Genomic DNA, 23,949 nt, shown 5'->3' with positions numbered 1-23,949 from the left:
CAAGGGTTACTTGGCGCGATGTTTGCAATACCACTCCTGGTGACCGTGGATGATGGGAGCCCGTTCAACGCTTTCGAGCGGCAACCGATGCACTCTCACGCGCTGAACGATTGGACGGTTGCACGCACCAATCCGTTCCGTTGCATTGTAACCGCAATGCGCCGGTGCGTCGCAGCGGTGACTTGGCCGGGCGATGTCGGTCATCGACGCCAACGCGCGAGGCTGAAACGCTGCCAGCATGGTGGCTGGGCAGGCAATTTCCCTGCGGCGTCCATGTCCTCAGTGATCCGCGTCCTCAGTGATCCGCAGCGGAGAGATCGGCCGGCGGGCCTCTTTACCGAGGGCCTACTTACATCGATTTGCCACGGTCGCTATCGTTGATCGCGGACTTTGCGGATCCCCCCGGGGAGGCCCGCCGGAGCCCGTGAAGCACAAAAGTCTTTGAATTCTAGACCACCAACCGGAGAAAGTTCGTCATGGCTTACTCATTACCCGAATTGCCCTATGCCTTCGACGCCCTCGCACCGAGCATCGATGCGAAGACGATGGAGATTCACCATGGCAAGCACCACGCCGGTTATGTCACCAAAGTCAACGCGGCGATCGAGGGAACCGACCTTGGATCGAAAAGCATCGAAGAATTGATTTCCAGTCTGTCATCGGTTCCAGACGACAAACGCACGGCGGTTCGCAACAACGGCGGCGGTCACGCCAATCACTCGCTGTTCTGGACCGTGATGGGGCCGGGAAAAGGCGGTTCGCCCGGCGGAGATTTGTCCAGCGCCATTGATAGCGCTTTCGGAAGCTTCGATCAGTTCAAAGAGACGTTTTCCAACGCCGCCGCAACGCGCTTCGGCAGCGGTTGGGCGTGGCTGTACGTCGACGGCGGCAGCTTGAAGGTCGGCAGCACGGCCAACCAAGACAGCCCGCTGATGGGTACCGAGATTGCCGGAATCGGCGGCACGCCGATCCTGGGACTGGACGTGTGGGAGCACGCCTACTACCTGAACTACCAGAACCGTCGTCCGGACTACATCAGCGCCTTTTGGGATGTCGTCAACTGGGACGCCGTGGCGGAGCGTTACGCCGCCGCCAAATGATGGCCGGCTGAGTCGCGCCGAATGCCGAGGCGTGCTGAATGACGCGTTCAGAAGCAGCGTCGGCCCGCGTGTTGAAATGCCGGGCCGACCGTCGTGTCACGCCGCCCTGCTCAGCGGTCGGCGTAGACCATGATGCTTTCCTCTTTCGTGACCGGGACGTCCGATTGGTCGCTGGTCACGATGGCTTTGACCAAGTGGCGGCCCGGCGTCACGCCGCGTGCTTTGACCCGGTAGACAACTTCATCGTTTGCCTTCAGCAACGCCCGCGGGGTGAATGCGATCAGCCCCTGCCCGTTGACCTGAAAGTCACCGTTATCGGCAAGTTCCATTCCTTGCGGCAGTTGCATGTGCACCCGGACATTCGTGTCGTCACGTGAACCGGTGTTGGCGACTCGAATTTCGTAGATCGATTCGCCACCGATCTCGACCGGATCAGCGCTGTCTTGGATCGTGAAGGTCAATTCGGCAAGTGAATCGACGGCGACCTGTTGTTCGCTTGACGCATTGATGCCCAGATCGGCGGTTGCCGTCGTCCGCAAGACCCGATCGCCTTCTTCGACCGGCAGCAATGTCAGCGGCACTTGGCCGCTTTCTCCCACCGGCAAAGCGGGCAGCGACCAGAACACGGCGTGACGGGTCGAATCGTATTGGCCTTCGTAGTCGGTTTTGACGAACGTGAATCCACGATCGAGTTGGACGCTGATTTCCACGTTTTCGGCATCGGCGGTTCCGACGTTCGCCACTTCCAGTTGGAAGGTGGCCTGACGTTCCAGGTACCGGCGTGATGGTCCATTCAACGCGACTTTCAATTCCGGCGCGACGACTTCGACGTCCACTGTGTGGGTTTTTTCCAATCCGTCGTCCCCTTTCACTCGGATGGTGTTTTGCACCACGCCGGGCTGGACCGCCCGCATGCGAAGCATTTGTCGACGGATTTCGCCGGGACGCAGATTTCCGATCAGATTGTCCAGCTGACGTCCCTGGGGATGCTCCAGACCAGCCGGAACGTCTTCCTGCAGGATCACGCCGGTTGCTTCGCCGGTACCGGGGTTGCTGACTTCCAATTCGATCTCCAATTGTTGACCGATCAACACCTTTTCGGGCGCCCGTTGCATGATTTTCAGTTCGGGCTTGGTGCTGACGGTCCGGACCGATGCGGCGGCTTCGAAGGTGACGCGGGCAACGCTACCGAGTTCACCTTCCTGTTCCGGTTTCAGCTGCAGCGTGATGGTGCGTTCTTCCTGCGGTTGCAAATCACCGAGGTTCCAGAACAGTTCCGGTTGGTACTTGGGATCCGGTCGCGGTGTGGCGTCCACCAGTGTCATCCCGGCGGGCACACGATCTTGCACTCGGACGTCCATCGCGGGCGAACCGCCGACGTTTTTGACCGTGATGACGAAGGTTGCCGGTTTGCCGACTTTCACCTCCGTCGGAGCCCGCTTGTGGATCACGACGGACGGTGATTGGGGACCGTCCAGTCGACGATCGCCCGGCGAGGCCAGGGTGGGCCCTTCGGCAAGCGGCGGCTGCTGAGTGCTGCGGCCTTTGTAGCCGACACTTCGATAGGGCGATTCACCTCCCTGCGGCGCGCCGTACTGGCCGGGCGCCCCGTATTGGCCGGGCATGGCGTTCGGGGCCGACATCGGGTCGGTTCCTTGCGAGTTGTGCGTTTGCTGCATCGGCGGGGCATCAAACCGCGGAGCCGGAAGCGGTGGTGCTTGGCCGCTGCCGTCATTTGAGGCAGCGAAGCCGGCGTCGGAACCGGGAATCGCAAAGCCGCCGGCGGGTTGGGCCGTGTGGCTGGCGTCGTATCCGGCCGCGGGCTGATTGAACGTCGCGTCGGCGGGTGCTGTGTTTCCGACCGTTCCGTTGTTCCCGAACGCGTCGGGACCCGTATTGAAATCTCCCGCCGGCGTCGCACTCGGCGGCAGTGCTGCGGCTCCAGGGCTGTTTTGAATTTGCGGCGTGCTGGCAAACCCCAGACCACTGGTTGGACCACTGGTTTGGGGTGAAAGGGTGGCCGATGGTTCGCCGCCCATGGCGCCGGTATCGTCCATTTGGACCGGGGTGCCGAATTGAATCTGCGCCGCGGCATCGCGGTTGATCCGCATGGTCGAGCGCGGCGCGTCGCTCAGCTGCGCGGCGGCGTCTTCGCCCTCGCCGGGCAGCACGGCATTCAACATGGCAGCCGGCTTGCCGTTGATCGGTGCGGAAGATTCGGGCGTCGCGAGATCACCCGCGGCGACATCGGCAGAAACGTCCGCGGAAAAATCCCAAGCGGCGGTCCCGGCTGGCGCGTCACCCGCGGATTGGACCGCGGCCGGTGAATCGGCAAAGGATTCGGAAGCGTCGAAGGTTGGCGCGGCGGCTGGCGGTAGATTGGCGGGATCGGAAGCCGACTGGGCGGCGGGAGCTCGCAACCCGGAGGCCGGACCGCTTCGCAGTCCGTTGTTGGGAGCCGGTTCGTCCGATTGTCCAGCGGGACCTTCCGCCGGGTGGTCCATCATCGGAGCGGAGGCAAACGAGGGCGCCGATGCGGCGGCTGCGGGATCCGCGTCGGGGGTTTGCGGCAGAGCCATGCTGGGCTGGTCGCTCGCGGGGGCGGATTCCGTTTCGTCCAACGGGGGTGCGTCGTCAAAATTCGGAAAGCGCATGACCATCGTGGACTGGGGGGGAGCGTCCGCCGCCGTCGCTTCCTGGCCGGGCAGTGTCAGCGTGGGGCCGGCGGCTGCGTCCTGGTCGGCAAGATCGTCGTGTTCGGGGGCCGGAGCAACCGGTTCGGTGTGCTGCACCAACTGGATTCCGGAGTCGGTGGACGACTCCTGCGACCCGTCGTCTTCCACGGATTGCAGCGATTCGGCTTCCCAAGGTTGCGCGGGTGAGAGCTCATCGGAAAGCCCGATCGGCATCGGCGACTTTCCAGGCGGAATCTGCTCCGTCGTCCACGACGCGTCGGTTTGAACTTGTTGATCTTTCTGAGCCTGGGCTGCCATGATGGCCCCGAGGAGAATCGTCGCAGATCCGGCGGCGAGTCTTACGCCAAACGCTTTCATGGGTCGCAATCCGTTGGTGAAAAAACCGACTGGTCCTTCAGTAGGACTGCGTGCATAGCAAATCGCGGGCGTCAGAGAAAAGTCCGCTTGGAACACCGGCCCGGTTTTTGTTCCGCTGCCTGAGCTGACCGCTGACCCCGCGCGGCTTTCAACTCGCGTGTTTCACAACGGACGTTTCACGCGGCGGTGGTGAGCTGGGCCGCGATGAGTTTGGGCCGCGACGGGATGTGGCGGATCGCGACCCGACCGGGGGGCCGCCGTCCGATGGCGGCACCGAACGCCATTTTTCCGAGTGAAAATGGGGCCGACGTCGGCTCCGACCCGTTCTCGGAACTCGAACGATTTCCAGAGGATGCTATGATGGAGATCCCGCCCCTCGACTCCCCCACCGCCCGACTGAGTTTGCCTTGATGCCCATCCGCCGTCTCTTCGCGGCAGCCCTGCTGTCGCTGGTTTGTCCGATCGGCCAGCATGCCGCCGTTGCCGAAGCTCCCTCGAAGGGTTACCAGCACGGTCCAGACTCCCAGGTGAACGAATCGGTCCCGCGGGGGAGCGTCACGCAGCACGAGTGGCTTGACAGCAAGGTTTACCCGGGAACGCGCCGCCGCTACAGCGTGTATGTGCCGGCCCAGTATGACGGCGAGACGCCGGCGGCGCTGATGGTGTTTCAGGACGGGCATGCCTACGAAGGCCCCGGGGGCGACTTTCGAGTCCCAGTCGTCTTCGACAACCTGATCGCTCAGGGGGACATGCCGGTGACCATCGCGGTGATGATCGATCCCGGTCACCGGGGGGAGCTGGCAGAGAAACGTGGCTGGAGCCCGCGACCGAGCAACCGGAGTGTCGAATACGATTCGGTCAATGGCGACTACGCCGAATTCCTGCTGACGGAAATTCTGCCGGAGGTCGAGAAGAAGTACCGCATCACGGACAACCCGGAATTGCGAGCGGTTTGCGGAAGCAGTTCCGGTGGAATCTGCGCGTTCTCGGTCGCCTGGCATCGTCCCGACCAGTTCCGAAAGGTGCTCAGCCACATCGGAAGTTTTGTCGACCTGCGGGGCGGTCATAACTACCCCCCCATGATTCGTAAGTCAGAACCCAAACCGATTCGCGTGTTTTTGCAGGACGGCGAGAACGACTTGGACAATCGTTTTGGAAATTGGCCGTTGGCCAACCGACAGATGGCGCGGGCGCTGGCGTTTCACGATTACGATTACAAACTGGTCTTTGGGACCGGTGGGCACGATGGCAATCACGGCGGCGCCATCTTTCCCGATTCGCTACGTTGGCTGTGGCGAGGATGGCAAGACCACACGCCTTGATGACTGAGGGAAACGACGACTTCTCTGACCCCCGCCAACTTTGATAGACATGCTTCGACCGTTGAAACCCTCTTCCGAAAAGCCGCACGACGACGCGAACGATTCGCAGCACCTCGATCTCGCCTTCTCGGTGCCCTTCGTTCATCGATTACGCACGACGGCGGAAGTCTCCGGTCGGGACTTCGACGTGTTGGTCGACCTGCTGGATGCCAGCGCGACCGGAACTGCCAAGGTGCTGTTGGTCGCAGAACGTCCCGTGGCCGAATCCAGCCAGCATGTTGCCGCGTTGCAGCGTCATCTGGCGGAAACGGATTCGGTGCAGTTGGTTCGCGAGGCGTTGCTGGTCGAGGGCGGCGAAGCCGTCAAGAATGATGCGACTTGTGTGCAGGAAGTCCTGACGCAGATCAACCGGCACGATCTGGATCGCCGCAGCTACATTGTGGCCGTCGGCGGGGGCGCCATGCTGGACGCCGTGGGCTACTCCGCCGCGATTGCACACCGGGGAATCCGTCTGGTCCGCTTGCCCACCACGACGCTGGCGCAAGCCGACAGCGGTGTCGGTGTGAAAAACGCAATCAATTATTTCGGAAAGAAAAACTGGGTCGGTACGTTTGCCGTTCCCTGGGCCGTGATCAACGACGTCGCGTTGTTGGAATCCTTGCCGGATCGAGATTTCTGCAGCGGGTTCAGCGAGGCGGTGAAAGTTTCTTTGCTGAAGAGCCGGCAGGAATTTGACTGGCTGTGCGAACACGCCGATGCGATTCGGCAACGTGACATGACGGCCGCCCAAGCAGCGATCGCGACCAGTTGCCAATTGCATCTGCGACACATCACCGAAGGTGGCGACCCGTTTGAAATGTTGGAAGCGCGTCCGTTGGATTTTGGTCACTGGTCGGCCCACAAGTTGGAACCGCTGACGGACTACCAACTTCGCCATGGGGAAGCGGTCGGCATCGGTGTTGCGATCGACACGTTCTATTCGCATTTGAAACTCGGCTTCCCCCTGTCCGATGCGCAGCGTGTCTGTCAGTGCTTGCATACGCTGGGGCTGCCTTTGTGGCACGACGCACTCTCGCCGCTGGATCGGCTGCTGGGCGGCCTGGAAGAGTTCCGCCAGCACCTTGGCGGTCGGCTGACGATCACGATGCTCAAAGGCGTTGGCGCCAGCGTGAACGTCCACGAGATCGACATCCAGACGATGGGCGAAGCGATCAAAATGCTGGAGACCGAAAGCAGCCGGCTGCAGGTGGCGCGTTAGGAATCGATCCGGCTGCCGGTTGTCTTATCGACCCAGCAACACCGCCATGGCACTGCCCTCGGTGGTGTGCGAAAGGCAAAGCACGTAGGGAGATTCCAGCGGCTGGGGCTGCTGGCAGAGTCGCACGCCTTCGCTGACTTGTTGAAAGCGCGTCGGCGGTACGGTTTGATGGGCCAGGGCCAGCACCCCGGTTGCGATCTCCGCCATCCCGGAGGCGGCGCCGAGGTGCCCCAGCGATGCGGCGACGGCGACGACGGGACAGTCGATGCCGGCGGCCTGGACCGCCTGGGCTTCGCCGGAGTCGACTTGCCGGTCGCCGACGGCGTGGCTGACCACCAGCCCGATTGATTCGGGGGCAACGTTCGATCGTTGCAGGACCGATTCGATGGCGGCTTGAATCGCTCGGGTGGCGCGGCGATCGGGAGTGGGGTCGATTTCGGCGGATCGTTGGCCGGTCCGCATCGCATCGGTGGGGACGAACCGAGAGGCGGTCGCCAGGACTTTGGCAAGCACCGTGGCGCCGCGTTGCTCCGCGTTCGACAAGGTTTCGGCAACGACCGAAACCGCACCTTCTCCCCCGACCACGCCACTGGATTGGGGATCATGTGGCCGAGAGGCGTCTTCGATCTTGCCGTCACTCAGGTGTGGGATGGGTGCGTCGTGCCGATAATTCAGTCGGGTGGCGCTGATCCGCGTGCCGGTCGCCCCGACCAGCACGGCGTCGGCGAGCCCTCGCTGCAGGTACGATTCAGCTTCCAAAAGCGCGGCCGGGCCGGAGACATCGCCCAGCACCAGGGAGTTGTTCGGGCCGCGCGCGTTGATCGAGATTCCCACTTGGCAAGCCGGCATGTTCGGCAGGTACTTCAGCATCCACAAGGGCATGATTTCCCGGCGAGCGGCGTCGCCCAGCCGGCCGGTGACGACGTTGCCGTTGTCGTCCATGCACTGCTTGATCGTCTCGGTCAATTCATGCGGCGGGCTGAAGTAGATTTCGCCGCCGTAGACCGTTCCCAGTCGTTCCGGGCGCAAGCCGCCGTCGTCCGATGCGGGAATCGAATCGGACAGCCCCGCGTGCTCGATCGCCAAGTGGGCCGACGCGAAACCCATCTGGATTTCCCGGCACATGACCTTCAACGCCTTGCGGGGACGCACGTACTGTTTCGGTTCAAAGTCGACCACCGGCGCCCCAATCCACAAGCCGTCGATCGGTTCGCCCTCGGCCGGAGACGCGTCGCCGTCGGTGCGATCGCCCAGCGATCGAACGCCGCTGCGGCCTTCGAGCAATCCCTGGAAATAGGCCTCCGGTCCGATTCCGATCGAGCTGACGATGCCCACTCCAGTGATTACGACATCGTCTTCGCGTGGCATATCAGTCAGCGGTCAATTCTGGGTGGCAAGCAACAGGGCGAATGTCGCGAGTATGATTCGTGGTCGGTCGAATGGCTAGGCGTACCGCCGCCAAAGCCGCTCGTTGGCCAGGTTTTACAGGGGCCGATCGTAGATTCGTTGCGTCTTGACTTTCTTGGCACCGCCCCGCTCGATCGTGCCGCGCGACAGCGAGTTGCTTTCCAGCACCCAGGAGAATTCACCGACCTGAATCCCGAAATCGATCGCGTCGGGCAGCACCCGCGACAGGGTCACCAACCCCAAACCCCACTTTTGATACTCGGGCAGCACGTTGGTGCTGACCAGACGCAGACGGTCGATCTTGCGTTTTCCGTTGAGCAGTTTCCACCATCCCAGCGGCAGCAGGTGACCGTTCATGTTCTTCAGGATCTGGTTGTAATCCAGGAGGCCAAATCCGGCGCCGACCGGCTTGCCGTCGATTTCGGCGATGCTGGTCAGTTCTGGAACGATCAGCCATTTCAATTGCTTGGCCTGGTGCACCAATTCTTCGTTGCTCATCGGGACGTACCCCCAGGTCCGCTGCAACGATTGGTTGTAAATCGACAGAAACACCTGGACGTCTTCTTCAAAATGGGACCGATCGATCGGCCGCGTTTTGACCTTGAAACGTTTGGTCGCCTCCTCGATGACGAATTGAAGTTTCGGGTCCAGGTCGTCCAGGTCTTCGATGCCCGCTTCGTAGCAGAACAGGTCCTGGGATTTCTTGAACCCACACGCTTCGATCAACTGGGCGTAATAGGCGTGGTTGTAAGGAATCAAAAAGGTGGGCGGTGTGTCGAACCCGTCGATCAACAATCCCACTTCGTAGTTCAGACTCGGGTGAACCGGGCCGCGGACATCGGTCATGCCCTTTTCTCGCAGCCAATCCCCCGCGCGATCCATCAGACAGCGGGCGACATCGACATCGTCGATGGATTCGAAGAAGCCGAAAAAACCTCGCTTCTCGTTGTGGTGTCGGTTGTGCGCATGGTTGACGATCGCCAGCACGCGTCCGACGACTTGCCCGTGTCGGCGAACCAGAAAGGCCTGGCTTTCGGCGTCGTTGTAGAACGGATGCGACGTGAACCCGCACAACGCCTTTCGTTCGCTCCACAATGGCGTGACCCAATTGGGGTCGTCGGCGTACAGCCGCTTCTCCAGGTTCAGAAAGGCGCGTCGGTCCGACCAGCCGCTGACGGGAAGGCACTGTTCGGCGTTCATCGATCGAATCATCCAGATGGTTCGCGAGCACGGGCCGTCACTGGCGTGGGGAGTTCCAGCGCGGCAGTCAAATCAGGGCCGTGATGGTATCCTGATCGGCCTACCGAGCCCACCCGGCGGCGACCACCCGGTTCCGTCGTGACGTTTCCGTCGTTCGATATGCCCTGCCGTGCCGCGCCCCGAACTGACCAGCCTGCAAAACCCGACGGTGAAACATCTGGTAAGGATGCGCGACAATCGCGCCCGTCGGCGGGCCGGAAAAATGTTGGTCGACGGCTATCGCGAAACACGCCGCGCGATGGAATCCGGATTGGAGCCGACAGGTGTCTACGTGCTCTCGGAGGAAACGCGGCCAACACCGGGTCCGCAGGAATCCGCCGCGGATCGTGATTGGGTGCACCGTCATGCCGGGGCGGCTCTGCAAACGGTGTCCGCCGCGGTCATGCAAAAGATCGCTTACGGGCAATCTGCTCGCGGCGTGGTGGCGGAGTTCCAGGCTCCCGGCGGAGATCTGTCCTCGCTGACGCTTCCCTCCACGCCGCTGATCCTGGTGCTTGATCAGGTCGAAAAGCCCGGCAACGTGGGGGCGGCGTTTCGCTGCGCCGATGCGGCGGGCGTCGATGCGGTGATCCTGACGCCCGCGGAAAGTGACCGATACAATCCCAACGCCATCCGCAGCAGTTTGGGCGCGGTCTTCACCGTCGCCTCGGCCGTCGCCGACGAAACCGACGCGAGGCGTTGGCTGCGGGCGCAGGGCATTCCGATGTTTGCGGCACGCGTGGAGTCGTCCCGCCCGCTGTGGGCCACCGACCTGAGCGGTGCCGCGGCGATCATCGTCGGCAGCGAGGCGCTGGGCTTGGGGGACCGCTGGGACGGTCCCCAAGGCGACGTCCAGGGAGTCCACATTCCGATGGCCGGACAGGTGGACAGTTTGAACGTCTCCGTCTCAGCGGCCGTCTTGCTTTATGAGGCGGCGCGGCAGCGGCGACATTGATCCGAAACCCTGCCGATTGAGGACCAGAATCTCAGGTCGGTAAATCGTTGGTCGGCGCCGCCGCGATCGGTTATTTCTTTCCGATGCGATACAAGTCGTGGCGCGAACGCAGCAGCAAGGTGCCGTCGATCGGGACCAGGCTGGCGACGGTGAACGGCTCGTTGTCGGCCACCGGATTGCTTTGGACCAGTTTCGGTTGTTCGGCCGACAAAGGACCGATCACGTAGGTCGTGGCGTCTTCGCCGGTGACGTACAGGTGATCGCCCGCGACCAGAGGCGAACTGCTGTAGCCGATGCGAGATTTCGGCAATTCGACCGTCCAGACGGTCTTGCCGGTTTCCAAGTCGGCTGCGGTAATCGTGCCTTTGGTGCGTTTGGTGTCGCTGATGACATACAGACGGCCATCGTGAACTGCCGGTGTCGGAACGTCGCTGCCAAGATCATCACGAAACCAGACCACACTCTCACGTCCTTTGCCGGCGATCACGTCACTGATGCGGCAGGTCGTGACGGTGTCGCCACGAGAATAAGGGCACACGATCAGGTCGCCGCTGGCGACCGGGGAAGCGATCGAGCGGAAATAGCGTTCGGCGTCGGGATTGAACCCGCCGACGCGTCCCAGTTCACGACCGTCGGCCGAGGAATGGATGGTCAAGTGATCTGCGCCCATCACGGCGATCGCTCCCAAATCCGGCAGGGCCAGCGGCGTGGCATAACTTTGGGCCGCCTCTTCGGGCGCGTTCAACATCCGGTCGGTTTTCCACGCTTGTTCACCAGAGGTCCGATCAAAGGCGACCAGGTAACTCGGGCCGGATTGCATCACCGCGACCACGACCAGGTCGTCGATCAACATTGGGGAGGTGCCCAGGTCCCACCACAAGGTGTCTTCACCGAATTGGTCTTGCAGGTTCACTTGCCATTGGACCTTGCCTTCCAGGTCCACGCAGGCCAGATCGCCGCTGCGAAAATAGGCAAAGACGTGTTGTCCATCGGTCACGGCGGACGGGTTGCTGCCGCTGCCCTTGCGATGCTTGTTTCCGCGGTCTTCGCCCAGCGAGACCTGCCAGAGCGGGTCGCCGCTGGACAAGTCCACCGCCATCAATGTGTTTTTGCCTTCCACTCCGGCGGTCAAATAGGCGCGATCGCCGGCGACGACCGGCGTGCTGCCGCCGCTGCCGGTAAGCTCCGTTTTCCACAGAATGCCCGTGGATTCAGACCATTGGACCGGATAATCCTCACCGGGTGCGACTCCGTTCTGGTTGCCGCCGCGCCACTGCGGCCAAGGCGGCGACGTGTCGGCAGCCGACAATGCGGCACAGCAAGTCGCGACGGCCAAGAGAGCGAGGGGTGCGATCGCGGATCGGTATAGAACCATGATGGATTCCCGGGGGAGGACAATGAGGTGGGCCGAGGTTGCCATCTGTTATGATGGACGGCGGGCTGCAAGACAACGGTTCGGGACAACTGTTCAGGACAGCTGGCCGCTGCGGAATCATACTCGGGCGCGACCGACGATCGAAAGGCGGGCGTCAGCGGCAGGTCCGAAGGGTGATCCTGGCCGCGTGCCGGTTGCTGCCCGCTGTCGCGACCCACCGACAATCCGTCCGACCCACCCTCGCTGCCCTTTGCCGACGGTCCAGCCAGCCCGCAACACCCAGCACGCCCAGGTGCGGCACGTCCCGGTTTGGACCCGCCCGCACCGTTCGCGTCACTGCCCTGCGACCTTTTCGGGGAGCCGAGTTGGCCGCACGGCCGATCGGTTCGTTCGATTCCATGTTCCATCACGGATGCCTGCATGACCCGTTTGCAACTCCTTTCGCGCCGGATCCCACCCCGCGTGATGTCAGGTTTCACGCGCTGGTTTTTCCAACGATTGTCTCTCCGCAACATCGATCGAAGCCGTTGGGTGCGGCTGCCGGTCGCTTTGGCGGCGGTCGCCGTGGTGGTGCAACTGGGCCCGACGCCCCGGGCGTCGGCCCAAGAAGAGGCCTCGTCCGATTCAGCGAAAACTGCGACGTCGGGGTTGGTTGACGACGCAGCGTTGGGACAGGGACTTGGCGGCAACGACACCGTCGCAGAAAAGGCTCCATCGGCGGGTCCGCCCGCCGACGACGTGTTGCGGCCCAGCAGCCTGGCTGGGGGAAGCTACGCCGAACGCCAACGTGCCACGTTGGAAATGTGGCGCAAGCGGACGCGTTCCCGAGAAGCGGTCCAGGACGCCGCGCGCAACTCCGATCCGGAAGTTGCCGAACGGGCCGAGTGGATCCTGCGGCAGTGGCGCAGCGGTGCTCTACCGGGAACCGGTCAAATGCCTGTCGGCAGTGGCCAGACGGCAGACGAGCCATCGGCCTTGGCCGCCGTCCTGGAGCAAGGAATGTTCGACGCCGTTCTCGTTGCGGTGGAAGAGTCGGCGGGGACGATCGAATTTGATCAGATCAAATCCCGGGTGGCCCAATTCCTGACCGAACGGTTTCCGATGTACGTCAACCAGGCCCTGGCCGAAGGGACCGAGCCGGACCTGTTGCGTTTGCTCGATGCTGTTGCAGTCGATCATCACTTGGCCATCGCCCGCATCGACTTGATGCGAATGTTGGAAATCCCGGTTGATGCCGAAAACCGATTGCCGTCGGCGTCGTCGTCGTGGAGCCAGGATGAGAAACAGGCGACGCTGGCGATTCTGGCGTCCTTGCGGGGCGACGAATCCGAAGCGCTGCAGACGGCCGCGAAGCTTTCCGACCCCAAGTGGTTGCGGACCGCGCGGTCGCTGTTTGGACGTTGGGATCTGATCGCCGAACAATCCGCCGCCGAATCCGACCGATTGGAATCCCAGAGCGATGCTGAAGCCATCGACCGACGAATCGATTGGTGCGCCTGGTCGCTTGCCGCCGCGCATCGCTTGGACGATCAAAGCCTCCGCAAACGGGCGATCGAGTGCTTGATGGAATCGCATCCTTCCGAGTCGGAGGACACGACACGGTTGCGGTGGCGATCGCTGGCCGTCCACGGAGAAGTCGATCTGGCGATCGAGATTTTGGCGCGGACCGATCGTGCAACTGCGGCCAAGGTTGCGGCGGCGGCATCGCGCTACGACCGGGCGGTGGAGCTTGCCGGTTATCCGCTGGATCAGGTCGACACGGATCTTGATCGATGGATCGAACAAGCCTTCGACGCCCAGACGGCGTTGAGCCTGGGACAACTGGCGCCGGAAATCGAACGGTTGTATGCGTTGGCACGGATCCTGATTCAAGTCGGTGACTTGGACAACGCCCGACGGATTTACCAGCAGCTGACGCCCCGCGAGATCATCGTCGAGTCGAATTCGGTCACGCTGCGGGACAAGACGCTGGCCGAATTGGTGTCTGCCAACCAATTGGACTGGCTGATCGAACTGGCGGTCGCGCCGGAGGAAACCTCCGTCGGTGCGCGGACGCGCAGCATTGTCGCCTGGGGATTGAATTCTCAATTCGACACGGTCACCACGTTGCTCGATCGGATTCGCATTGTGTTGCCGAAGGAATCGTTTCGCGACCGTTTCCGAATCGTTTGCCAATTGCTGCGTGGCGAACCAAGCGAGTCGCTGCGAGACCCGGACGACTTTGAGCATCTGTTCGATCTGCTTGCCAGTCATCCCCGTGTCTCACGTGCCGGCGGCCGAATCGTTCAAACCGAAACGGTCCTTTTGGACCTGGACATGATTGACGTCTTCAGCCAGCAAGGACAATTCGATCTGGCCCGGCGGGGCTTGCAGATCCTGGCGCGCGATGGCGACTTGGACGCCCAGCTCCGGCTGGTCGAAACGGAAATGCGGCGCGGTGACGATGCTTCGGCATCCATGTTGTGTGACCAGGCGATGGAAGCGGCGTCCGTTTTCGGTCAAACGCAGACGCGGATCACCGTCGATCACGGGCTGGCGTACGCCAAGACGATCGCGATCAAGTGGATGCTGGCCCGACGTGCCGGCGACCATGAGGCCGCTGAGCGTTGGAAGCGACGCATTCGGTTCATGTTCGCGTCACCTTCGCTGACGTTTCGCAAAGACCTGGCGGAATACCTGAGCGAAGGGGAGCAGGACGAACTGGCCGCCGAGGCCCTGCGCGACTTGACGGTCTTGTTGGCTTTCGACAACGAAGACGAGGCGGGATTCTTTTTTGCGGCGACCGCGTTGGGGAGCGTGATCGATCGACTGGCAGAGTCGAATCTGGAGGTGTCAGGCACGGTCGGTATCAGCCCCGAGCAGGCGGCACGCCGGACCGGTGTCGCCGTCTTGCGGATCTTGAAGCCTGACCGCTATCCCGACACCGCCTACATTTCGCTGCCCCTGAGCCTGCTCAAGGGCGAACTGACCCGCGCGATCGATCGACGGGATGCGGCCGAAGTGAAGCGGGCGATTGCCGCCATCGAGAACTTTGATCCGGTCAACATTGATTTTGCCGAAAGCCTGCTTCCAAAACTCCGCAAAGCCGGGATGAAGGAGATCGCCGATCAGGCATTCGATCGGCTGATGGATCGTGGGATCGAGCACACCGATCGTTTCGGGACCGACGCCACGTCGCTGAACAATCTGGCGTGGACCGCGGCGATGAATGAACGCCGATTGGAGGAAGCGTTGCGGCTTTCCGAGCGCGCGGTGTTTTTGGAACCCGACAGCGTCGTCTACCGCGACACGCTGGCCGAAGTGCTGTTTCTGCTTGGCGAGCCTGGGCAGGCCTTGGCGATCGAGTCCGCGTGTCTGTTGGACGAACCGGACGAATGGCACTTGCATCAGCAGATCCAGAAGTACCAGGCGAAATTGGACGCTGGCGAAAACGAGGTGGACGCTGCGGGGCAACCGTAGCCACACTCGCCCGAGTGTGATGCGATCGAGACGACAGGCGTTGGCAGTCCCGAAGGGACGACAGCCTGCTTGTCTCAGACAACGGCGCTGAACCGCATTTGCCAACTTCAGCGGCTTTCGGCCGGATCCGGCAGAACCAAGCTGCCGAGGGTACGATCAATCTCCACCTCGTGCCGTTTCCGATCCGTAAAGAAACTGACGTTGCGGTAGCCGCAGTCGCGCAATAGTCGCAAGGCAGTTTCGTAGCCGTCGGCCACCCGCTCGGGCACGTGGGCGTCGGCGCCCAGGGTGACCGGGATGTTGCGTTGTTGCATTTCAACCAGCATGGCCGGAAACGGATTCATCTGGCGGATCAACTTGTTCACGCCGCTGGTGTTCAACTCCATCGCCACGCCGGTTTTGGCGATCCGGTCCAAAGCCGGGCGGACCAAATCCATCACCTCCAGTTCGTCCCACGCTTCGCGGGTGACATTCTTGATCAGGTCCGGGTGCGCCAGGGAGTCAAACAGCCCGGTCTCCGCCGATTGGGCCAATAAACGAAAGTAGGTCGCTTGGACTTCGCGAAGATCCTGTGACCAGTAACGGTCGCGGAACTCGCCGATTTGTGGATGCACCGATCCGAGCACGAAATGGAATTCCGCGCTGGCGAGCTGTTTCTCCACGTAGGATTCCAGGCCTTCGAAATAGTCCGCTTCCAGTCCCAGACGCACGTCAACACGTCCCCGCCAATCGGCCGTGGTTTGAGCGACCAGGTCCACGTACTGGTCGAATTCCGATTCGGCCATGCGAACACCCGAGGAAAAACCGTTCGGCATCGGGTTGTGACACGTGACGTGCAATCCGCGCAGCCCTCGAGCCTCGGCGACCGCCGCGTATTCGGTGGGCTGCCCTTCTGCGTGTTTGCAAAGCGGCGTGTGAGAATGGGATTCGAACAGGATTCGTTCTTCGGGCATTGCAACGACAGGGGGGCGTGGTCAGGTGGTTCTGTTCAGGCGGTCGGGGGAAGAGTCCAGGCGATGAGGCGGCGCCGGCGGTTTCGTCGATCGGGCTCCGTCTCGAGTCAATACAGATCGTCGCCGTCGGCTTGCGGGTCGCCGCACCATTTCCGCAAGGCTTCGATCACGTCATCGCGACCCTGTTGGCTGGTCCACAGGGAATCATCGACGTCCAACCGGATTTCGTATTCGCCTTCACGAGTGCAGTCATCTTCGCCGCAGAAATGGGGCAAATCCGCGACCCACACGATGCGGTACAGCGGTACGTGTTTGTCATCAATGACGATAAGTGGAGAATCCATCAGATCGGTCTCACTGATTGGGAGGGACTTCGTTTGCCAGCACGTGCGGCACGTGTCAATCTATAGTCCCAGAAATTACGATAAGAACAATCCGTCCCCACACTGATTTCGCGTCGCCGGCGTTCCGCGTCGCCCAGCAGCGTGCTTCCCCGACTCCCTTGTCGCCCCATGCCGTGGTCCAAGATGCCCGCAAGTCCAAGATTCGTTTTCGCGTTGTTTTTGTCGGCCCTTCTTCCCCTTTGGTTGGGAGCGGTCCGGTTGAGCGTAGCCCAGGAGGGGAACGCACAAGAAAACGCTGCGGGGCCGGATGACGGTCGTTTGCTCGGTGCCGAGCAAGCGATTCGGATGCGCGGCGAGTTGACGCACTGCCGCCAGCGGTGGACCGAGACGGGCCGAGGAACGGTGGCATTTTTGGGCGGATCGATCACGGAGATGCAAGGGTATCGGCCGCTGGTGATGGCGTCCTTGCGGCAACGATTCCCGGAAGTTGAATTCCAGTTCGTCAACGCGGGAATCGCATCGACCTGTTCGCACACCGGTGCATTCCGATTGCACCACGATGTCTTGTCCGCCAAGCCCGATCTGTTGTTCGTCGAATTCGCCGTCAACGATGACCAGGACGCGGGCCATTCGTATCAAGACGCCGTGCGCGGGATGGAAGGGATCGTGCGTGCCGCCAAGTCGGTGGAGCCGACGATGGATTTGGTGATGATTCATTTCGTCAACGAATCGATGCTGGAAACCGTGCAGGCCGGGGGCGTGCCGATCAGCATTCGTGCCCACGAGAGCGTCGCGAAGCACTATGGCATTTCAACCTGCAACGTCGCCGAAGCACTGGCGAGTCGAATTCAGGCCGGGACCATGACCTGGAAAGATTACGGCGGGGTCCATCCCGGCGCCGCCGGCAATCGTCTAGCGGCCGATCTGGTTGACCAGTTGCTGGATCGCGCCTGGTCCAAGGACATCGCCACTCCGACCGACACGGCGGATCCGTCCAATGCCGCCGACCCACTGCCGGAGCCGTTGGACGTTGCCAATTTCGATCACGGGCGATTCTTGTCCCCGGACCAAATTGATCTGGGGCCGGGTTGGCAGCACGAAGTGCCCGCCTGGAAGTCGGTCGCAGGGTCGCTGCGTTCGCGGTTTGAGAATCAACCGCTGACGTATTCCGACCAACCCGGTGCGGAACTTCGCATTGACTTTTCCGGTTCCGCCGTCGGGTTGTACGTGTTGGCCGGTCCCGACGCGGGACAGGTGCAGTATTCGATCGATGACGGCCCCTGGCAGACGCTTGACCTGTACCATCGTTTCAGTCTCGGTTTGCACTACCCGCGGACCGTCGTGTTGGGGGCCGGTTTGGAACGGGGCGAGCATCAGGTTCGCGTGCGCGTCGGTTCGCAACACGATCCGCGCAGCCGTGGCACCGCAGTGCGAGTGGTCCAGTTCGTTGCGTCCTGAACGGCCGGCATATGATTTGCGACCTGACGGGCGATCAGGCGGTCGAAGCGGAAAAAGCAACCAAAACCCCGCATCCGGGACGTCTTTTGCTGATCAAAATGCGGCGGAAATCAGCTAAACTGGGGGTCCCGCCTGCCACATCCCACCCTCTCTCTCAGGTCAGTGATGAAGCGTCACGATTCCTCCGGCCCGCGTCTGGGTCGCCGTTCACTGTTGCGAGCCGCCGGTGTTTCGATTTCATTGCCGGCGTTTGAATCGCTGCGTGGATCACGATCGGCTTCTGCATCGGAGAACGTCCAAAACGAGGCGCCGCGACGGATGGTGTGCGTGGGCAACATGCTGGGGTTTTACCCGGATGCGTTCTGGCCGAAGCAAGCCGAGAATCAAACCGGCGATGCAGATCAGCAAGCCGATGCACAGCCAGCCCTCTCAACCACCCTGCAATCGCTTCAGCCGCACCGCCGGGATTTGACGGTCATCGAGGGATTGGATCATGACTTGAAAGGCGGGCACTTTTCGATTCATGCGTTTCTGTCGGGGGTTCGTAGTGGCGATGCCAAGTCGATGCCGGACGGGAACATCACCTTGGATCAATTCGCTGCCGAGTCGATCGGCGGCCAGACGCGATTCCCCTCTTTGGTGATCGGAAGCGAATCCGGGATCCACGGCGGGTGTCAAATGTCCTGGACTCGCGCGGGAACGCGTGTTCCGCCAATCAGCGGGCCACGTCAACTTTTTGAAAAACTGTTCGTGGGTGTGGCCGATGCGGACAAGCGTCAGGCCGCTGATCGGTTCCGCTTGAAAGAATCGATTTTGGATGCTGTCAACGGTGACGCCAAATCATTGGCCAAACGGCTCAACCGACGCGACCAGCGCAAGTTGGACGAATATTTGACTTCTATCCGCGACGTCGAACAGCGAATCGATTTGAGCAAGCAATGGATCGACATCGAGAAACCGGCCGCCCCTTTCGAGCCGCCCAAGAACACCAACATGGTCGAGGACCTGCCCGTCCTCTACGAACTGATCGCGTTGGCGTTGCAGACCGATAGCACTCGCATCGCGACCTTGGAATTGGGCGGGGACTTTGAAGCTCGGGATTTCGGATTTCGCAGCGGTTACCACGCGCTGTCGCACCACGGTCAGCGGCCCGACGCGATCGAAGCGTTGATCAAAATTGAATCGTATCAGGTCGAACAGTTTTCAAAGTTTCTGACGCGACTGCGGGATTTTGAAAGCGGCGAATCGAACCTGTTGGACCAGACCGCCGTGTTGTTCGGAAGCGGAATGGGCAACGCCAACTCGCACACCAACACCAACCTTCCGATTGTTCTGGCCGGCGGCGGATTTCGCCATCGCGGGACGATGTCGTTTGATCGCAAGGCTCCCCAGCGTCCTCCCCTGACCAACCTGTACCTGTCGATGCTGCATCGTTTTGGCATCGAGGTCGACCGGTTTTCTACCAGCACGGGAACGCTGCGCGGTTTGGAGTGGGCATGATGAAGGCGGCGAATTGGCTGTATCGCACCGCGGCCGCGCTGCTGGTGTGTTTGACGCCTTGGGGTTTCGATTGCCACGCAGCGGACCCGGAAAAGCACGCCGCGGACCCGGAAAAATTCGTCCGGACGTTTTGCCTGGACTGTCATCACGCGGACGATCCCAGCGGGGATCGAGATTTCCAGTCGCTGGATCTGTCGTCAACCGATGCGGACACCTTGATCTCGCTGCAGGAAATCATCGACCAGTTGACGCTGGGCGCGATGCCGCCTGAGGACGCCGAGCAACCGTCGACGCAGCAACGTGGCGAGGTCATCGACGCTCTCACCACCGCCCTGCGTGACGCACGCCAGAAACAACAAAGCACCGGTGGCCAAACCGTCCTGCGTCGAATGACCCGACGGGAGTACCTGGCCACGGTCGCGGATCTGTTCGCAATGGATCTGTCGATGTTTGATCCGACCGATCACTTCCCCCAGGATCAAACCGTCGAGAATCTGGACAACATCGGCGACGCCTTGGTCACGTCCGGGTACTTGCTGGAACAGTACCTCGACGCGGCGGATCAGATTGTCGAAAAGGTGTTTCGCCAGCGTGAACGCCCCACTGAGCAACAGTGGCATTTCACCGGAGATTTCCGACAGCAACCCGAACTGGATCCGGCGCACAAGGACGCCTTTGATTTTCGGTACCTGTGTTTGTACGACAGTCCCTTGGCCGACAAGCCCGAAGGGGCGTATGGTCCGTTGGAAGCGTTTCACGACGGCGTCCCCGCCGATGGGACCTATCAGATTCGCGTGCTGGCCCAAGCCCTTCATCGTGATACCCCTTACGACGAAAAGCACCTGCGGATCGATCTGTCGGAAAACTTTCGCATGGGAATCCGCCCCGGCGACCCTGAAGCGGGAAGCCTGCACAATATTCAGCCATTGCAGCCGTTGCTCGCCGAGCAGGTCATCGAAGACGGCGAACCGCAGTGGTACACGTTTCAGGTTCCGCTGGATCGCGGGTTCATGCCCCGTTTCACCTTTGAAAACGGGCTGGAGGGAGTCCGCAGTTTGCACAACAAACTGTTTCGGCTGTACAGCGACACGTTGCCCGAACGCGTGCAAGATGTCAAAGGCATCTTCCTGTGTCGAAAGGCAATGTTGCGGTACGGCAAGGTGCCGCAGATTCGGATTCACGAGGTCCACGTCCGCGGACCGATCGTCCAGCAGTGGCCGTCCGATCGGATCAGGACGGTGCTACCCGATGGCCAGTTCGATCCAGATCGCGTGCGTGAACTGGTTCAGCGGTTTGCCGACCGCGCGTACCGGCGACCGGCCACGTCCGGCGAAGTCGACCGTTTGATGGCGGTCTATCAGGCACGACTGGATGCCACCGAAGACGCCTTTTCGGCATTCAAGGACACGTTGAAGGTCATGCTCTGCTCGCCATCGTTTCTGTATTTGGATCCCGGCTGCGAAACGGATTCCGATCAGATTTCCCAGCACGCCCTCGCCTCACGTTTGTCGTACTTTTTGACCGGTTCGATGCCCGACGCGGCATTACGTCGCCTGGCGGATCAAGGCGATTTGGATCGCGATGCTCTGGTGGCGCAGACGCGCCGGCTGTTGGCCAGCGATGCATCGCAAGCGATGATTTCCGGGTTCACTGATGCCTGGTTGAATTTACGGGCACTCGGCGGAATGCCGCCGGATCGTAACTCCTTCTGGCGGTATTACGCGCTGAACCTGCAACCCGACATGAAGCGCGAAACGCAATTGTTTCTGCGGCATTTGATCGACGACGACCGGCCGGTGACGGAGTGGTTGACGGGCGATTACTCGTTCATCAATCGCGACCTTGCCAAACTGTACGACGTCACCGATCAGGTGCCCGTCGAAGACGCTAACGAGTTTCGCAAAGTCACTTTCACCGACAACCGACGTGGCGGTCTGCTGGGCCAAGCCAGCGTCTTGACCGTCTCGGCCAATGGCATTGAGACGTCCCCGGTCATCCGTGGCGTGTGGATGCTGGAGAACGTTTTGGGGACGCCTCCTCCTCCGCCGCCCGATGATGTCCCGGCAATCGATCCGGACGTGCGTGGTGCCAAGTCCATCCGCGACCTGTTACAGAAACATCGCAGCACGTCCGCCTGCAATGAGTGCCATCGCAAGATCGATCCGCTCGGTTTCGCGCTGGAGTGTTTCGACCCGATCGGAGCGGTGCGACAACGCTACGACAACCGGGCGGAAATCGACACGTCAGGCAAACTTCCCAGCGGGCAATCCTTCCAGGACGTCGTTGGGTTGAAAGAGTTGCTCGTCCAGCGGCAGTCCTTCTTTGCGCGTTCGTTTGCCGAATCGATGACCGCTTACGCGTTGGGACGCCGCATCGAGACCGCCGATCGTGGAGAAATTGACGCGCTGTTGGAGCCACTGGCCGATCAGGGTTATCCGGTTCGATCGATCATCGAACAGATCGTGCTCAGCGATCTTTTTCAGCGGCGGTGATTCGAAACCGGAGTCTTTTTGCCTTTCCGAAGCTGGTGCGTGTGGTTGCACCCACCGCCCGGGCCTTCCTATCCAAGGATTGCCTCGCCGCTTCGCGGCTGGTGGAATTGGGTGGCGGTGTCCGTCGGCTCACGCCGACGGCAGGAGGCTGTCGGCGCTTCACGACTGCCATTCTGCCGCAGAGAATGCGACAGTCTCGGAAGAGCTAAAACTCGCTGAGTTCCAACCAACGGTGCTCGGCCGTTTCCAGCTCTTCGCCGATCCGGGTCAATTCCTCGTGCAGCCGAACCGCTTCGTCGGGATCGGTCTCGGTTAGCAATTTGTCATTGACCGCCTTCTTTTCGTCGTCCAGCTTGGCAATCTTTTTTTCCAGGTTCTTGATCTCTTTTTCGACTTTGCGTGACTGTTGCTGGTTGGCGCGGTAGTTCTCGCTGCCGGAAGCTTTCTCGCTTGTTGGCTTGGGGGCATTTCCTGCGATGCGGTCCCGTTCTCGCTCCCCCTCGTCGATTTCACTTTCGACGCTTTGCAGATAGGAATCGTAGTCGCCAAAGTAATTCTTGACCGAGCCGTCGCGGACTTCGATCACGTTGGTGGCCACGCGACGCATGAAGTGACGGTCGTGCGACGTGAAGATCACGGTACCTTGGTAATCGACCAGGGCATCGGCGAGGGCCTCGACGGTTTCGACATCCAGGTGGTTTCCCGGTTCGTCCAACACGAGCACGTTGGCGTCGCCGAGCAGCAAGCCGGCCATGCACAAACGGGCACGCTCGCCTCCGGAGAGCACTTTGATTTTTTTGTTGATATGGGAGTCACGGAACAGCAATGCCCCGGCCATCGCCAGGCAGTCCTGGCGGGTGGTGTCGGCGTTGGATTGGTATTCCAAATGTTCCAGCACGGTTTGCCGGTCATCCAGGCTGGTGTAAACGTGTTGCGCGTAGGTGCCCAGCTCGGTCCCATGCCCCCACTTGATGTTTCCGTCAAGCGGTTCCAGTGATCCGACCAGGGTTCGCAGCAACGTCGTCTTTCCCTGACCGTTGTCCCCCACGATTGCGGCCCGTTGGCCGTGTTCGATTTCCAAGCCGATCTGGTCGGCGACCACGTGGTTCGGATACCCGATCGCCAGGTTGTCGCAGCGCATCACGGTGCCTTGCCGCGGGTTGACGCGCGGGGCTCGGATGTGGACGGTGGGCTCGTCGACTTCCACCTCGCTGGTTTGCAGCCGCGCCAGTTGCTTTGCCTTGCTGCGGGCCTGGCTGGCGGTCGAAGCGTTGGCGCGGTTTTTCTCGATGAAGCGTTGCAGCTGCTTTTGCTTTGCGATCACGGTGGCGTTGACGCGCCGATCGTGTTCACGCCGCTCTTCGCGAAACTCCAGGAAGGCATCGATCTTTCCCGGATACATGGTCAGCTGTCCGCGGGAGAGTTCCAGCGTTTGCGAACAGGTCGCTTTGAGGAATTCGCGGTCGTGGCTGACGATCAGGGCGGCCTTGTTGAAGTTCCGCAGGAAGTGTTCCAGCAGGATCTGCGTGCGAAGGTCCAGGAAGTTGGTCGGTTCGTCCAACATCAACAGGTTCGGATCGTTCAGCAGCAGGGCCGCCAGCTTGACGCGTGTTTGCCAGCCACCGGAAAGCGATTTGACCGGACCGTTCAGGTAGTCACCCTTGAGCTCAAATTGGCCGGCAACCTGGCCACATTTCCAGTCCGGTTGGCCGCTGTCCCGCATCAGGAAATCCATGGCGGATTCGCCTTCCTGAAACGGGTCGTGTTGGCGAAGGTAACCGATCCGCAGCGAGGGGTGATGGATGATCTCGCCCTGCTCCAGCTCTTCGTCGCCCAGCAGAATGCGGATCAGCGTGCTCTTCCCGGCACCGTTTCGTCCGATGAAGCCGACCTTGACATCGTCGACCAGGGAAACGTCGGCTCCGTCCAGCAACACCTGGTCACCGAAACGCTTGTGCGCATTTCGGACTTGGATCAAAACGGCCATATCGGCAGGGGTGGGGGTGCGAAATAAAGTGGGACAATGGTTCGGGC

Annotated in this window: 15 protein-coding genes; 8 read left to right on the top strand and 7 right to left on the bottom strand. The window is 61.3% G+C overall.

Translation table 11 applies throughout. The annotated features are described in order from the left end of the window. The first annotated feature begins 476 nt into the window (after window positions 1-476). Complete coding sequence (locus FYK55_RS06280; RefSeq protein WP_150075535.1) at window positions 477-1,100, top strand: superoxide dismutase; 624 nt, start codon at window positions 477-479, stop codon at window positions 1,098-1,100. A 110-nt stretch (window positions 1,101-1,210) separates the two neighbouring features. Here the strand turns inward: FYK55_RS06280 and FYK55_RS06275 are convergent, their stop codons facing one another. Continuing rightward, the gene (locus FYK55_RS06275; RefSeq protein ID WP_235908466.1) at window positions 1,211-4,153 is read right to left on the bottom strand and encodes a hypothetical protein; all 2,943 of its coding nucleotides are present in this window, start codon (window positions 4,151-4,153) and stop codon (window positions 1,211-1,213) included. A 410-nt stretch (window positions 4,154-4,563) separates the two neighbouring features. On the opposite strand from FYK55_RS06275, the gene FYK55_RS06270 reads away from it, so the two are divergent. Then, a complete protein-coding gene (locus FYK55_RS06270; RefSeq protein WP_150075534.1) occupies window positions 4,564-5,475 on the top strand; it encodes an alpha/beta hydrolase in 912 nt (303 codons plus the stop codon). A 49-nt stretch (window positions 5,476-5,524) separates the two neighbouring features. Further along, window positions 5,525-6,733, top strand: a complete 1,209-nt coding sequence (locus tag FYK55_RS06265) for a 3-dehydroquinate synthase (protein ID WP_150075533.1) — start codon at window positions 5,525-5,527, stop codon at window positions 6,731-6,733. Window positions 6,734-6,757: 24 nt separating this feature from the next. Here the strand turns inward: FYK55_RS06265 and FYK55_RS06260 are convergent, their stop codons facing one another. Together FYK55_RS06260 and FYK55_RS06255 are read right to left on the bottom strand one after the other, a co-directional pair. Further along, window positions 6,758-8,101 (bottom strand): beta-ketoacyl-[acyl-carrier-protein] synthase family protein, encoded by a 1,344-nt coding sequence (locus FYK55_RS06260; protein ID WP_150075532.1) that lies wholly within the window; start codon window positions 8,099-8,101, stop codon window positions 6,758-6,760. Between the two features lie 114 nt (window positions 8,102-8,215). After that, window positions 8,216-9,340 carry an N-acetyltransferase gene (locus FYK55_RS06255; protein ID WP_150075531.1) on the bottom strand — a complete coding sequence of 375 codons (1,125 nt, stop codon included), beginning with the start codon at window positions 9,338-9,340 and terminating at the stop codon, window positions 8,216-8,218. A 169-nt stretch (window positions 9,341-9,509) separates the two neighbouring features. Here FYK55_RS06255 and FYK55_RS06250 point away from each other — a divergent pair, with 169 nt between their 5' ends. Beyond that, window positions 9,510-10,334, top strand: coding sequence for a TrmH family RNA methyltransferase (locus tag FYK55_RS06250; RefSeq protein WP_235908465.1), 825 nt, complete (start codon window positions 9,510-9,512; stop codon window positions 10,332-10,334). A gap of 70 nt (window positions 10,335-10,404) precedes the next feature. Here the strand turns inward: FYK55_RS06250 and FYK55_RS06245 are convergent, their stop codons facing one another. Continuing rightward, a complete protein-coding gene (locus tag FYK55_RS06245; RefSeq protein WP_150075530.1) occupies window positions 10,405-11,709 on the bottom strand; it encodes an outer membrane protein assembly factor BamB family protein in 1,305 nt (434 codons plus the stop codon). A gap of 420 nt (window positions 11,710-12,129) precedes the next feature. Here FYK55_RS06245 and FYK55_RS06240 point away from each other — a divergent pair, with 420 nt between their 5' ends. Continuing rightward, window positions 12,130-15,168, top strand: a complete 3,039-nt coding sequence (locus tag FYK55_RS06240; protein WP_150075529.1) for a hypothetical protein — start codon at window positions 12,130-12,132, stop codon at window positions 15,166-15,168. 107 nt (window positions 15,169-15,275) lie between these two features. On the opposite strand, the gene FYK55_RS06235 is transcribed toward FYK55_RS06240, so the two are convergent. Together FYK55_RS06235 and FYK55_RS06230 are read right to left on the bottom strand one after the other, a co-directional pair. Then, window positions 15,276-16,121, bottom strand: a complete 846-nt coding sequence (locus tag FYK55_RS06235; RefSeq protein ID WP_150075528.1) for a histidinol-phosphatase HisJ family protein — start codon at window positions 16,119-16,121, stop codon at window positions 15,276-15,278. 107 nt (window positions 16,122-16,228) lie between these two features. Then, window positions 16,229-16,465: a hypothetical protein gene (locus tag FYK55_RS06230; protein ID WP_150075527.1), complete on the bottom strand. Its 237-nt coding sequence runs from the start codon at window positions 16,463-16,465 to the stop codon at window positions 16,229-16,231. 258 nt (window positions 16,466-16,723) lie between these two features. On the opposite strand from FYK55_RS06230, the gene FYK55_RS06225 reads away from it, so the two are divergent. The 3 genes from FYK55_RS06225 (at window position 16,724) to FYK55_RS06215 (ending at window position 21,915) form a co-directional block, all read left to right on the top strand. Further along, the gene (locus FYK55_RS06225; RefSeq protein WP_161604333.1) at window positions 16,724-17,923 is read left to right on the top strand and encodes an SGNH/GDSL hydrolase family protein; all 1,200 of its coding nucleotides are present in this window, start codon (window positions 16,724-16,726) and stop codon (window positions 17,921-17,923) included. Window positions 17,924-18,088: 165 nt separating this feature from the next. Then, window positions 18,089-19,423, top strand: coding sequence for a DUF1552 domain-containing protein (locus tag FYK55_RS06220; RefSeq protein ID WP_150075525.1), 1,335 nt, complete (start codon window positions 18,089-18,091; stop codon window positions 19,421-19,423). Next, entirely contained in the window at window positions 19,420-21,915 is a 2,496-nt protein-coding gene (locus FYK55_RS06215) for a DUF1592 domain-containing protein (RefSeq protein WP_150075524.1), read from the top strand. Before FYK55_RS06220 ends, FYK55_RS06215 begins: the two co-directional genes overlap by 4 nt. Before the next feature lie 205 nt (window positions 21,916-22,120). Here the strand turns inward: FYK55_RS06215 and FYK55_RS06210 are convergent, their stop codons facing one another. Beyond that, the gene (locus tag FYK55_RS06210; RefSeq protein WP_150075523.1) at window positions 22,121-23,902 is read right to left on the bottom strand and encodes an ABC-F family ATP-binding cassette domain-containing protein; all 1,782 of its coding nucleotides are present in this window, start codon (window positions 23,900-23,902) and stop codon (window positions 22,121-22,123) included. Window positions 23,903-23,949: the final 47 nt, after the last annotated feature.

The organism is Roseiconus nitratireducens (genome assembly GCF_008629675.1).
Lineage (GTDB): Bacteria > Planctomycetota > Planctomycetia > Pirellulales > Pirellulaceae > Stieleria > Stieleria nitratireducens.
This window is presented reverse-complemented; position numbering and strand designations above follow the sequence as displayed.

What these genes read in the sequence shown, in the direction of transcription:
- FYK55_RS06270 (WP_150075534.1), top strand. Translation starts at nt 4,564, where the DNA reads ATGCCCATCCGCCGTCTCTTCGCGGCAGCCCTGCTGTCGCTGGTTTGT.
- FYK55_RS06280 (WP_150075535.1), top strand. Translation starts at nt 477, where the DNA reads ATGGCTTACTCATTACCCGAATTGCCCTATGCCTTCGACGCCCTCGCA.
- FYK55_RS06265 (WP_150075533.1), top strand. Translation starts at nt 5,525, where the DNA reads ATGCTTCGACCGTTGAAACCCTCTTCCGAAAAGCCGCACGACGACGCG.
- FYK55_RS06235 (WP_150075528.1), bottom strand. Translation starts at nt 16,121, where the DNA reads ATGCCCGAAGAACGAATCCTGTTCGAATCCCATTCTCACACGCCGCTT.
- FYK55_RS06240 (WP_150075529.1), top strand. Translation starts at nt 12,130, where the DNA reads ATGACCCGTTTGCAACTCCTTTCGCGCCGGATCCCACCCCGCGTGATG.
- FYK55_RS06210 (WP_150075523.1), bottom strand. Translation starts at nt 23,902, where the DNA reads ATGGCCGTTTTGATCCAAGTCCGAAATGCGCACAAGCGTTTCGGTGAC.
- FYK55_RS06215 (WP_150075524.1), top strand. Translation starts at nt 19,420, where the DNA reads ATGATGAAGGCGGCGAATTGGCTGTATCGCACCGCGGCCGCGCTGCTG.
- FYK55_RS06230 (WP_150075527.1), bottom strand. Translation starts at nt 16,465, where the DNA reads ATGGATTCTCCACTTATCGTCATTGATGACAAACACGTACCGCTGTAC.
- FYK55_RS06245 (WP_150075530.1), bottom strand. Translation starts at nt 11,709, where the DNA reads ATGGTTCTATACCGATCCGCGATCGCACCCCTCGCTCTCTTGGCCGTC.
- FYK55_RS06275 (WP_235908466.1), bottom strand. Translation starts at nt 4,153, where the DNA reads ATGAAAGCGTTTGGCGTAAGACTCGCCGCCGGATCTGCGACGATTCTC.
- FYK55_RS06260 (WP_150075532.1), bottom strand. Translation starts at nt 8,101, where the DNA reads ATGCCACGCGAAGACGATGTCGTAATCACTGGAGTGGGCATCGTCAGC.
- FYK55_RS06220 (WP_150075525.1), top strand. Translation starts at nt 18,089, where the DNA reads ATGAAGCGTCACGATTCCTCCGGCCCGCGTCTGGGTCGCCGTTCACTG.
- FYK55_RS06255 (WP_150075531.1), bottom strand. Translation starts at nt 9,340, where the DNA reads ATGAACGCCGAACAGTGCCTTCCCGTCAGCGGCTGGTCGGACCGACGC.